At 47.0% G+C, this 12,566-nt stretch carries 8 protein-coding genes and 3 pseudogenes; 5 read left to right on the forward strand and 6 right to left on the reverse strand.

Annotated elements, in window-relative coordinates; all coding sequences use genetic code 11:
- Positions 1 to 11: 11 nt before the first annotated feature.
- A complete protein-coding gene (locus M3650_RS27205; protein ID WP_251579310.1) occupies positions 12 to 743 on the forward strand; it encodes an ABC transporter permease in 732 nt (243 codons plus the stop codon).
- Between the two features lie 21 nt (positions 744 to 764).
- Positions 765 to 1,115, forward strand: a complete 351-nt coding sequence (locus M3650_RS27210; protein WP_019423097.1) for a YxeA family protein — start codon at positions 765 to 767, stop codon at positions 1,113 to 1,115.
- Positions 1,116 to 1,430: 315 nt separating this feature from the next.
- On the opposite strand, the pseudogene ltrA reads toward M3650_RS27210, so the two are convergent.
- From ltrA to M3650_RS27240, 6 genes and pseudogenes are all read right to left on the reverse strand, one after another.
- Positions 1,431 to 2,623 (reverse strand): annotated as a pseudogene (gene ltrA / locus M3650_RS27215) (group II intron reverse transcriptase/maturase).
- A 699-nt stretch (positions 2,624 to 3,322) separates the two neighbouring features.
- A pseudogene (locus tag M3650_RS27220) lies at positions 3,323 to 3,550 on the reverse strand (DUF6262 family protein); the annotation flags it as partial.
- Positions 3,550 to 3,987, reverse strand: a pseudogene (locus tag M3650_RS27225) (tyrosine-type recombinase/integrase); the annotation flags it as partial. The pseudogenes M3650_RS27220 and M3650_RS27225, both read right to left, overlap by 1 nt.
- 699 nt (positions 3,988 to 4,686) lie before the next feature.
- Positions 4,687 to 5,199: a GNAT family N-acetyltransferase gene (locus M3650_RS27230; RefSeq protein WP_251579314.1), complete on the reverse strand. Its 513-nt coding sequence runs from the start codon at positions 5,197 to 5,199 to the stop codon at positions 4,687 to 4,689.
- 104 nt (positions 5,200 to 5,303) lie between these two features.
- Complete coding sequence (locus tag M3650_RS27235; protein ID WP_251579316.1) at positions 5,304 to 5,630, reverse strand: hypothetical protein; 327 nt, start codon at positions 5,628 to 5,630, stop codon at positions 5,304 to 5,306.
- Positions 5,631 to 6,498: 868 nt separating this feature from the next.
- Positions 6,499 to 8,172 carry a DUF4855 domain-containing protein gene (locus M3650_RS27240; RefSeq protein ID WP_251579318.1) on the reverse strand — a complete coding sequence of 558 codons (1,674 nt, stop codon included), beginning with the start codon at positions 8,170 to 8,172 and terminating at the stop codon, positions 6,499 to 6,501.
- A gap of 391 nt (positions 8,173 to 8,563) precedes the next feature.
- On the opposite strand from M3650_RS27240, the gene M3650_RS27245 reads away from it, so the two are divergent.
- From M3650_RS27245 to M3650_RS27255, 3 genes are read left to right on the forward strand one after another with little or no spacing between them, the layout of a single operon-like run.
- Entirely contained in the window at positions 8,564 to 10,186 is a 1,623-nt protein-coding gene (locus M3650_RS27245) for a spore germination protein (protein WP_483311796.1), read from the forward strand.
- Positions 10,158 to 11,267, forward strand: a complete 1,110-nt coding sequence (locus M3650_RS27250; RefSeq protein ID WP_251579322.1) for a GerAB/ArcD/ProY family transporter — start codon at positions 10,158 to 10,160, stop codon at positions 11,265 to 11,267. The genes M3650_RS27245 and M3650_RS27250 overlap by 29 nt, the downstream gene beginning before the upstream one ends.
- On the forward strand, positions 11,257 to 12,498 hold the full coding sequence (locus tag M3650_RS27255; protein ID WP_251579324.1) for a Ger(x)C family spore germination protein: 1,242 nt from the start codon (positions 11,257 to 11,259) through the stop codon (positions 12,496 to 12,498). Before M3650_RS27250 ends, M3650_RS27255 begins: the two co-directional genes overlap by 11 nt.
- Positions 12,499 to 12,566: the final 68 nt, after the last annotated feature.

The following is a 12,566-nucleotide window of genomic DNA, read 5'->3' on the forward strand; positions in this document are numbered from 1 at the left end:
GAGGGAAGTTAATGAAACGAAGTATTTCTGCTGAATGGCTCAAACTGCGTCATTCCCGGATTGGTCTTGTAATCGCTGTACTTCCAATTATAAGTCTGTTGATTGGATGTGCGAATTATTATTTTAACCAGGGTGCCCTGCAAAATGGTTGGTACAGCCTGTGGACCCAGGCCAGCCTATTTTACGGTGTGTTTTTCCTGCCTATTCTGATTGCCATCTGTTGTTCCTATATATGTAGACTAGAGCATTTAAACCGAAATTGGAATATGGTTATGACCTCTCCTGTATCAGTTGCCAGTGTATTTCTTGCCAAATTGATTGTCGTTAGCATTTTAATCTTGTTCGCGCAAGCGCTGTTCATGGGACTCTACTGGCTTGCAGGTACCTTGTTCTCCTTACCTGGGCCTTTCCCTGTAGAGACTATAGGTTGGACGATACGCGGATGGTATGCTTGTATGTCCATTAGCGCTCTTCAATTGGGACTTTCGCTGCGGATCCGCAGCTTTGCTACGCCTATCGGCATTAGTCTGTGCGCGGTCTTTATCGGTCTGGGCATGTATATTGCCAAGTTGGGAATGTTTTTCCCGTTCTCATTGCTCAATATTGGCATGCGTGTGATGAGTCAGGATAAGTTGACTGACATGCAGAACTTTCTGTTTTGGATGATCAATTTGGCTTTCATCATTATTTTTGCGTCGATGTCTATTCGCCGGTTGAAGAACAACGATATTGTCTCATCCTGATTGCGTTAGGAGGAATTTATCATGAAAAAAATATTGCTTGTGCTGGGGCTCATACTCGTGGTTGGGGCATGCCTATTGATGTTCTTCTTCAACTCGGAGAAGCTGACGCCTGAAAATTCTGCGGGAAAAACGATCTATTATACGATGATAACCGGCCTCGGTGTTCAAGATGAGAACGGGCGTTACAACTATGAGCTGACTTCATATAACGAGAAAGGAAAGGAGAAGAAGCTTGGTTTTTCGGCCGGAAAGCAATTGAGAGAAGGCGCTTATGTTCAGCTATATAACACGTTGATTCGGGGCGTCACGTACTGGGAAGAGGTTACCTTCGAGGAGCTACCAGAGGCGGTTCAGCAGCAGTATCAAAAATAATACGAATTTGAAGGAAGAAATCGGACCGTAGATCCGACTTCTGCGAGCTTGTCGAGAAAGTGGTTCATTCTGAGAATAGATGTTACAGGGAGTCGGTTACCTACTTCCTGTCACTGTTGTCTGCGGTGTGTCAGAACTATATATCCTCTCTAACATGTTCAACTTCCTTTATCCATCCAATTATTTGATAGAAACTTGCCCGATCTTGACCTGTTTTGGTGCTACACAATCCTGCCCGTAGCTTAATCGAGTAGGAGGGGGTGCCTAACCCCCGTCCTCTCACACCACCGTACGTACCGTTCGGTATACGGCGGTTCATGTTATATTCCGCAGAAGATTATATCTATACATTAGACTTCTCAGCCCTTGCTTTAACCAGTATTCGTTACTCAATGTACGACTGAGAATTGGACTGTACGCACTACGCCAATATTTCTTCCGCGTATTCCCCCATTCCCATGCTTTCCCTTTCGGAATACCTAATGCTATCAGGTTGCTAACCCTAGTCCTTGGCAGTTTCCACTGTTTCCAGATGCACATTCGCAATCTTCTACGTATCCATGAATCGAGTGCACTAAAGATAGATGGTGTATCAGCTAACGCGTAGTAGCGGTGAGTTCCTTTATCTTTGCTTTTACTCGCTGCAAAGATGTCTGGGATATCCTTACCTTCGGGTTTGCTTTATCCGCACTAAAACTGAATCCGAGAAACTTTCGTTTCCATGGACGGTCTACCGCACTTTTCGCTTGGTTCACCTTTAGCTTTAGCTTCTTCTCAATGAACTGCGTTATCGAATGCTTTACTCGGTTTCCTGCCTTCCATGTCTTTACGTAGATATTGCAGTCATCTGCGTACCTCACAAATTTTAAGCTTCTCTGTTCCAATTCCTTATCCAACTCGTCTAGTACAATATTGGACAGTAGCGGACTCAGCGGGCCTCCTTGCGGGGTTCCTTCTCGGCTCAGTTGTACGAGTCCATCTTGGAGTATCCCCGATTGTAGGTACTTTCGAACTAGCTTTAACAGCATCTTATCCGTTATTCGCTCTGCCAGTCTCGCCATCAGTCGGTCATGGTGAACCAGGTCAAAGAATTTCTCCAGATCAATGTCTACCACGATCCGGTATCCTTCTTGCATGAATTGTTTCGCCTTCCTTACTGCGCCATGCCCTCGCCTTTGTGGACGAAATCCATAGCTATGTTCGGAAAACGTAGGGTCGAATACAGGAGTCAATACCTGCATAATCGCTTGTTGAATAAATCGGTCTGTCACGGTTGGTATACCTAATAACAGAGTTTCGCCGTTCGGTTTCGGGATTTCGACCCGACGGACTGGACTTGGCTCATAGGTTCCCTGTTTCAAGCTTTGACGAATGGTTCGCCAATTTTGTAGAATGTGGACTCGTAACTCCTTTACGGTCATTCCATCTACGCCATGGCTCCCTTTGTTCGCCTCAACGCGTTTTAGCGCTGTCAGCAAGTTCTCCCGTGACAATAGTAGTTCTATCATTCGTTGATATACTCCTTGCGTGAATTGTTCTTCTGTTCATGCCGCTGTAAGCTCAGCCCTTCTGAATACCCTCGCGTATTCACCGCTACTTTCTCCAGATAGGTCTCCGAAAAAAAACAGGAGATTGTCTGCCTTTATCACTTACATTCGAAATCCAAGTCGTTCAATTCCTATAACATGTTCGGCCCTTCCGACCATTGTCGTCACAACTGTCGTACTATGACCTCTGCTGACTTCTGTATGTTCAGTCTGCTTTCACAAGCAGATTTACAGAGTTACTCTGCATTCATACAGATCTCCCCAGGTAAGAGCGCTATCTTCCTCTCCATCTATCTGCTTCATTTACTCTCGTATGCCTTTGGCAGTAAGGACTTTGGTTTGTTATGCAACCTCATCCAACATACGCTAGCCTTATATGAAGTTCGTGTTCCTCAGACCGGAGATTTGCCGCCGACTTCCTTCAGATTCGACCTCGCGGTCGACACCCTTGTCTTAAGCTACGGCTACTACTGCCTTCACCGTTCGGGACTTGAACCCTAGAGATAGCGCCCATGCTGGGCGCACATAAAATGAGCAGGCTGCCGCAGCCTGCTCATCAGTGTGTGTAATTCAACTATCGTGTCCCGTTAGCTGAATAAGGTAACAGATATTCCCTCAAATCTTTTGATAGACCTCTGCATAGGAAAACTTAAGTTGTACTCACAACTCTTTATTTTCTTCTTCGAGCCTCTTCATCTTTCGTTTTAGCAAGGCAATGATGGCGTCCTTGTTGTTTTCATCCATCTCTCGCTTGATTTGTTTTGGTGTCGGCACTTGAGCTTGCTGTTGACGTAGCGATTCAATGCGTCCTCGTATCTCAGGATTGTTATAGAGCGTTGCTTTGCTAATGCCAGCATCAACTGCCACACTATTAAAGTTGATGTTCTCAGCGTTTCCAGGATATCATGTGGGATATCTTCATCCTTTTGTATCTCAAATATCTCCCCATTCATATCAAAGCTAAATACGCCTTATTTGACAACGGCTTCAAACGCCTTGCGTTTAGTGTTGTCCAGAAGTTTTGCATAGCTCATTGTCATCTCTGGAGATGCATGGGCCAATAACTCCTGGACGGTTAATATATCTGCACCGCCGTTTAGCATCTTAATTGCATAGGTGTGACGAAATTGATGAGTTTTAAAGTAGAATACGTTACCGCATTCATCTGTGATATTCACATTCTTTACCAAGCTGTTCAATTTCTCTCCAACCCATAATTGAGAATAAGGTCTACCTTTCCTTGGACCACGAATTCTTATGAAAATATATCTTTCTGGATTGTTGTCTTCATTACTGTTCTCAATTGAATTTTTAATTAAAGCCGCTGTTCTTAATTTTCGAGAAGTCAATAAAATATTGAGATTTCGACATATTATAATTTTTCTTATATGTATCATACAAAATTCGAATGTCCCAACGGTCTTTGTCCCATTCCTCGCGAGCATCGATTAGTTGTGATATAGAAAAGCGCATATGTCTTAAAAAATGTGCAATTGAACATTTGATTATTTGTTCTCCGTACACATCATGTTCCCTTATTGTATGTGTGCGGATGTTCTGTTTCTCCAACCAGAATAACCATTCCCGATCTGACTTACCAATGTCCAAATCAAGTAGTGATCCTAGTCGAGGGTGTTTTTCATTAAGAAATCTTGTGAGCTGGTTTATGTTCGTGAAATTAGTTCCGAATAAGCTTGAAAAAGACCAATCCTCATTAAATAACTTATGGAACACAACATACTTCATTTCAAGATTAACAAATGGGCTATAAAACTCGAACCGAATGTTTTTATTAGATCGATTATATTTTTTTCGCTGATCATGAAAATTAGTTATAGAACCTATCACATCTACACTCCAAACGTTTTCAGTCAAGAAATAGGGATTCTCAACTTTGCGAAACGACACAGATCCATCAGCATTAACTAACCGTTCCTCTATTTACGATACTATAATTAATACGGTCTAATACTTTATTTTCAGTCTAATACTTTATTTTCTCAAGACATTTAGTCAAGCCCAGCTCAAGACTGGCACCCTGTTCCTGAATAAATCAAATGCTTCTTATTAAAAATATTTTCTTCTCTTTCAAATGTAAATCCTATTTTTTCTGCTACTCTGATGGATTGAATATTGTTTGGAGCGATAATGCTTACCAATTTGTTTTTCTTTAATTGTTGGAACCCGTATTCTTTACATTTTAACGCTGCTTCGGTAGCAAATCCTTTCGACCAGTATCTTTTATTGATATGATATCCAATTTCCACTTCAGCTGCCCCGTTAATGATTTGTGTTATAAGTCCACAATCTCCGATCACTTCATCCGTATCTTTTAAACACACCGCCCATAATCCAAAGCCATCCGCTTTATACCTCCCTTGATTGCGAGAAATCCAAGCATGTGTTTGTTCCATTGTAAATGGAGCTGGATAAAATCTCATCGATTCCGCATCCGAAAATATTTTATGTAAAGCGGAAGCATCCTCTGCTTCGAAATGTCTTAAATAGAGTCTTTCTGTTTCTAAAATGAAACTCATCCTAAACTATCTCCCTTAACCTGTGGTATTACATACTATTATATACAAAGAATAAGCCCTCAAGATTATACATCTCGAAGGCCGCATGTAAAACATTGCAATAGTTATGCTTTTTCTTCTTCTATACTCGATAAAACCTTGAATTGCATCTGCATTCCTGCCCCTGCCTGCATATTCAGCAAGTTGATGACATCCTTCGTATTCTGAGTCATTCCATCTTCATTTGCATATTGTTTTTCGGAAAGACGGTGCAGATCGTTAACGGCACTTATGGATTCGTCCTCGGCTTGCTTTGCTTCACTTAACAAAATTTTGGTGCCGTCCGGCCTAACGATATATTGCCGCACATAAGCCCCTTCCCTACAAGTAACTAACTTCCCTTTTTTTTCCTCACCTTGCTTATCCTCTGTCTTCTCCGCCTCTTTTTCCATAAGCACAGAACTAAACAACTCTTTGTTCGCATTGGAATTCGCTCGTTGAGCGGTAAACGTATGGCTTCCACCAGAATGAATACGCATACTCACACTTCCTTTTTGCACATGATAATTACTCTAAATAATATAGCTCTTAACTAAATATCGGAAGACAATGATTAAAAGTTAATCGTGCTTGCTTCCATTTATAGAGAGCAAGACTTAAAATTGATATGAACATATCAATTGGTTTCTTCGAGGAGGTTCACATGGTTACCGAAAAACGAGCAACTTTCAATGAAGTCGCGGAGCTATACGATAAAGCCCGGAATCATTATCCAGACTCCCTATTTGACGAATTGCACAAGCTTACGCAACTGCCTTCCGCTGCACGTATTATGAACAATATAAGCCACACTCAGAACAGCTCCAACTTCCCCGCATGGAGGATATGTATCCCGATACAGAAGAGCTTGTACAGTGCGGATTGTATGAGCAGCCTGTCATACGAAGGTATGTCACGGAGGAAACCTATAATCGTCAACAATATCTCGATTTATTAGCAACGTATTCCGATCACCGAACTCTTGAACCATTGACTCGACAGCGTCTTTTTGAATGCATAGGGACTCTTATTGTTAACGATTATGATGGTAAAGTGAGAAAATGTTACTTACATGAGCTCATCTTGGCACGCAAAGCTTAGTATTCAGCAGAACTAATGATGGCACGCCTAATCTATCTTCACTGTTATGTATATTTCGGTATGAGGCAATTACAATGTGCCCACAGGAGAGATTGATTCGTATAAAGAAACCGAGCGAAGCGGACGGAGGATCCGTCCACTTCGCTCGGTTTAAATTGTCGGCTGGCGCCTAGTAGAGCACTACGTGACAGGTTGCTTCTGATAGGTTCCTTTAATGAATTGGTACATCCAATCGTACAATTCGCGTGCGCGCGAATCGGTGCTGTGGGCGCTTTCCAAGAGTCCGTCCACGCCCTGATAGTATGCCTTGAAGGCCCCTGTCATGAATCCGTTATCCACACCGCTGTTCAGATATTCAAGATACCGCTTACGGAATTCCGGATCATGATTCATCCGTTCATCTGTTTCCATTTCAACCCCAAGTCCGTGATGTCTCGCCAAGTAAGCAGCATCATCAACTCGTGCTGCCTGCGTTCCGTCGAAATAGTGGTTCGGTTGCAGTACGGTTGCATCGAATCCGAGAGCTCTTCCTGCAAAGTTCATGTTCGCAGAGAAGAACGGAATCCAGAAAAATTTCTTGCCTGCTTGGTGCACCAAGTCACGTGAATAGCTAAGCAGATTCATATCAACGGCTTCTCTTCCATGCTCTACGCCTTCGGCCAACCAGTACATGCCAACCAAATCCAGTCGATCATAGTGACCTTGCAACCAACGTTCTTTCACTTGATTCATATACCATTGAATCGCCTTCGTACGGTTAGCAAAAGCTGCTTCTTCGCCAACTTCGGCAGCATTGAAATTTTCGGACACGCCGTCGCCGTCCACATCGCCAAAGTCAGAAATCTTTTCGCCTGCATACGGAATCATCAATACGACTTTAACTTTATGATTGGAATCATTGAGCTTGGCTCCGGCTTCTTTAACTGCTTCGTTTAAGTTAGCCATGTCACCATCCGATTTGAACGTCTTATCTAAGTACCAGTTCCAATCGCTTAATAAGGCAGTGCTGCCGAAGTCACGCTGATCATCATCTGTTTTCAGACCCAAATACAGCACCCCGTCATACATCCAGTCCGTCGAATTGCCCTGCTCGTCGACATAGCTGACGTATGGGATGATATTGTCTTTCTTCCAGTCGCCGCGATCATTTTCATATTTGCCGTTGTACAATAACAACAAATCACGAATGTCCGCCGTATCACGACCTGGCTTCAAATAATCAGGTGTAACCGGTTTCAAATTAAAAGCATCATTTGTCTTCCCATCAACGCCATAGATCTCAACTTCGTCTAAGAATACCCACACCGTAGTCGTTATCGCTACTTTCACGTAACGAGCATACGCTTTACTCGCGTTGCGGGAAGGATGAGGAACACCGTCCACTTTACCATCCCATACGTAATCAACGCCAGTAGCAGTCTTATCTGCCCAGATCGGTTCCGGAGAAGCCATATGCTTCACAGGCGCCCAGTTCTGTCCGTCTTCCGACACATAGTAAGAGAGTATATTCGGACTGTAAATTGCAGCAGGGCCTTCATACAAAAAATGCGTTTTAATGCGTCCTACCGATTTGTTCTCACCCAGATCAAATGTAATCTCACGCGTTTTGCCACCTAAGAATGCGACCCAAGCGGAATCCCAGAACGCGTTCAGATCTCCAAACTTTCCATCTGTCAATCTGTTCCCGTTATCTTGATGCTCTTGGTGCGGCGCTTCGGAATACGAATATGTGCTGTGCGGCGCTAAGTTTTTCATCTCTTGAGCCTCACCTCCTTCGGCATATGATACTTGCATGGTTGACAACATCAAGACCGCGGCAAGCAACAAAGAGGCCCATTTCTTCATCTTATTCATTAACTGGTCTCCTTCCCCTTGTTAAAGTGGCAACAGGAACCATCGTCTGAGATGAGGCTCATGTTGTTACTCTATTATAGATCGGAGAAATTCGACAAATTATAATTATAGTTCAAAAAACCTGTACAATTTTCCAGAATGATGACAACTAGTCGGCAGCATTATCTTGAGCGGATCGATACATGAGCTTCCAATTAAGGATAAACACAGTGAGACTCGCTGTATATTCCATACTGGAATGCGCATCCTACACAATATGGTGATGATAATGAGAGATCTATCGTTATTGAAAATTCCAACATGGGACATATGGCTGGCGGCTGGGTTCAGCTTCCTAGCTCCCTATCTTGTCTACAGGCTATTCCACTGGCTCGGCACGAACGAGCAATTCATGAAACGGTGGAAATCGTTAAAATCCAAACCGAAAGCCTCGGCCCAGCCGACACTGTGCTCTCAACTGCGGCAGCCGCCGGAGAAGACAGAGGATGAAGCAATGCTGCACCGATCGCTGAACCAAAATGTGGATGCAATCTGCAAGCAGATCGGGGACAATACAGACTTGTACTTGCGTCCATTTCAATTCGGACAGCACATGAATGCCATGCTGCTGTACATGGACTGCGCGACCGACAAGCAGCTGCTGGACGAATTTGTTTTGAAACCGCTCATGAGACTGTCTTCTGATGGAGTTACAGACCGGATGGATCCGAATCGGTTCGTCCGTCGACTGCGTCTCGAATGGATTCCGATGAGCGAGCTCGAAGACACGGCCAGCCTGACTCGGTCCATCTCGGCAATGCTGGTTGGTTCCGCCGTCTTGCTCGTAGACGGATCCGACCACGCCATTCTTATCGGCGCTAAGACGAAGCTGCTGCGCGCTATCGACGAACCCTCGACCGAGGCGCTCGTACGCGGTCCGCGCCTTGGCTTCATCGAGTCGCTGCGCGCCAACACCGTTATCCTCCGCGACCGGACGAACGATCCGAACTTCAAAGTAATCGGCTTCGAGCTCGGCCAGCGCAACCGGAAGAAAGTGTCCCTCTTCTACGTTCAGGACATCGCTCAACCCGAACTCGTCGAAGAAGTGAAGCGGAGAATCAGCCAGATTGACGTTGACGACTTGCCCGAATCGGGCTATATCGAGCAGTTGATCGAGGACAACTATATGTCCCCTTTCCCACAGCTGCAAACTACGGAACGACCCGACCGGGTCATTGCCGGACTATTGGAAGGACGGGTCGCCATCATGCTGGACGGGTCGCCGTTCGCGCTCATCGCGCCCGTCACCTTCAACATGCTGCTGCAGACGCCAGAGGATTACTACACCCGCTGGATCCCGGGATCACTTCTCCGCGTGCTGCGTTATGTATCAGCCTTCGTATCCTTGTTCGGGCCTGCGCTGTACATCGCCTTCATCTCGTTCCATCAAGGTCTTATCCCGACGAAGCTTGCCATCTCGATGTCAGGCACGCGCGAAGGGGTACCGTTCCCGCCCTTGGTCGAAGCGCTGATGATGGAAATAGCGATCGAAATTTTGCGCGAGGCGGGCCTGCGCCTGCCCAAACCAGTCGGGCAAGCCGTCGGGCTGGTCGGCGGACTCGTCATCGGGACGGCGGCGGTGGAAGCCCACCTTGTCAGCCCGCTTATGGTCATCGTCGTTGCCTTGACGGCGATTACGTCCTTCGCCATTCCACAGTATGAGGCGGGCGTTGCCATTCGGATGCTGCGTTTCATCGTGATGTTCTGCGCAGCCACCCTGGGGCTGTACGGCATCATCCTTTTCATCCTCATGCTGCTGACGCATGTCGTCAAGCTGAAGAGCTTCGGCTTGCCTTACGTCTCGCCGGCCGTGCCGTTCCGGTCTAACGACTGGCAGGACTTTCTGTTAAGGCTGCCATTGTTCAAGCTGGTGCTTCGGCCGCGCATGCTGAAGCCGCAAGACCAGCAGCGGGAAACTGACATCGCGAAGAAAGGAGGAGATAGGGATGGGTCCGGCCGCCAATCTCAATCCTGATGACCTATCGCCAACCCAAGTCGCCGTCATTCTGGCGAATGCCATACTCGGCACGGGTATTCTTACGCTGCCACGCCTCCTCGCCGTCGCGATGGATACGCCAGACGGTTGGGTTCCGATCATGATCGGGGGCCTCATCGTAATTGCCTTCGCGTCGTGGCTGGTGAAGATTGGGTCCCGGTATCCGGGACAAACGTTTTTCGACTACAGCCCGACGCTGTTCGGCGTCTGGTTGAGCCGGCTGATTGTCGGTGTCATGATCGTGTACTTCGTCTGCATTGCTGCTTACGAAGTTCGCGTGCTCGCGGAAGTGGTCGATATGTTCTTGCTGGAGCAAACGCCCAAATCCGTCATCATCATTACGATGATGTGCGTGTCGGCTTACCTTGTCTTCGGAGGGATCGGAGCCATTTCCCGCATGTGCGGTCTGCTGCTGCCGCTGACGGTGCTGGTGCTGTTCTTCTGTTTTGCGCTGAGTATGAAGAGCTTCGATGCCAACAATTTACGTCCGGTGCTCGGGGAAGGTGTATACCCCGTCTTGAAGGGCATCTGGCCGTCCGCCATGAATTTTCTGGGGTTTGAGATTATGTATATCCTTCCGGCCCGCATGAAACATCCCGAAAAAGCTTATAAGGCGGTGTGGTATGGTATCGGCATCACGACCGCGGTCTACTTCTTCAGTTATATCGCCGTCATCGGAGGACTGTCGACCGAAGCGACGAAGACAGTCACCTGGCCGTTGATTTCGCTTATCCGTTCGTTTGAGTATACCGGCATCTTGTTCGAACGGTTCGATTCGTTCCTGATGGCAATATGGATTATGCAGATTTATACAGCGTTCATGTTGTTTCACTATTTGCTCGTCTCCTCGCTGAAGGTGTTCGGAGTGCGGCGGCCATATGGAGGCGCGTTTGCTGTGCTGCCCGTCATCTATATGCTGGCCATGCTGCCTCGAAGCACGTTCGCCATTCTGTCTCTGTTCCGGTATGTGGAATATTTATTTCTCTTCACTGTCGGGGTCGTGCCTGTGCTCTGCATGGTAATGAATTGGATTCGGAGGCGATCGCAACATGAAGCCTAATTGCAAGCTTAAGCTGCGTCGGCACCTCGCACGCTGGTCATGTCTGCTGCTCGCCTCGCTCGTGTTGCCCGGCTGCTGGGATGCGCGCATGATCAACCAATTGTCCATCACGAGCGGGGTCGCTCTGGATCAAGCTCCTCCGGAACAGATGACCGAGGAAGGAGCAGTCGGAAGGAACAACGGCAATCTGCCCCAGAACCCGAACCGCCTGCAGATGACCTTCGAAATCATTATTCCGAAGATTGCGTCCGGCATGCCGTCCGGCTCGTCCACGGCGAAGCCGTTCACAAACATTACAGTGACTGGGGACACCGTGCACGAATTGACGCGGCGCATCGCCCTCGAGACGAACCCCATCTTCGCAGAGCACGCCAAAGTCATCTTAATTAGCCGCCAGCTGGCTGAAAAAGTCGATTTAATCAGGCTGCTCAATATGTTCTACCGTGACGAAGGTTACCGGGAGAGCTGCGTTATCTTCCTTACGGAAAGCGATGCAAAATCCGTGTTCTCGGTAAAAGGAAACGACATCCCTACGGACACCATTATGAGCATCGCGGACAATCAATTCCGCTCCACGCGGGTGCTCCCGCTATTGACGATACAGAAGACGATGGAGAAGTTGACGAACGGCACGAGCTTCGTGCTCCAAAGCCTGAATGTATACAACGGCAAGCTAATGTTCCATAGCGGTGCCGTCATAGACGGCGCCACCAAACGGTTTACTGGTTATATGGGAGCATTGGAAATGCAGGGGCTTGCTTGGCTGCACGGTAAAAAAACCGGCGGACTCGTACGGATTCCAGAGTTCGAGGGCAAACCATCTTTCGTATACGAAGTCAAAAAGATGACTTCCCGCATCATCCCGGTCGTGAACGGCGATCAGATTTCCTTCCGGGTTCAGATCAGATCCCGCGGACGCATCTCGGAGGACTGGCGTCCCTTGCAGATAACGGAGAACAAGCTGGATATTGAGCGGCTGCTGCAGGATTCCCGCCGAGACGTCGAACGCGAAATCCGCCTGATGACGCAAAAAACGCTGGACCTGATTCAGCGCAAGTACCAGACAGACGTCATCGGCTGCGGCAACGAGCTGCGCATTCAGCATCCGCAAGTATGGGCCAAGGTAAAGCCGCAATGGAAGCGCATTTTCGCCGAAGCTCCCATAACGGTGGACGTCTCGGTTGACATCGAGGATTTTGGCCTGGAGAATATGCAGTTGCAAAAAAGATAACTTTCAATGCAAACAACCTTAGCGCCTTACAGGCGGCTAAGGTTGTTTGCTGTGTTGCTGGATACGCT

The organism is Paenibacillus sp. MER TA 81-3 (assembly GCF_023713585.1).
GTDB lineage: Bacteria > Bacillota > Bacilli > Paenibacillales > Paenibacillaceae > Paenibacillus_B > Paenibacillus_B profundus.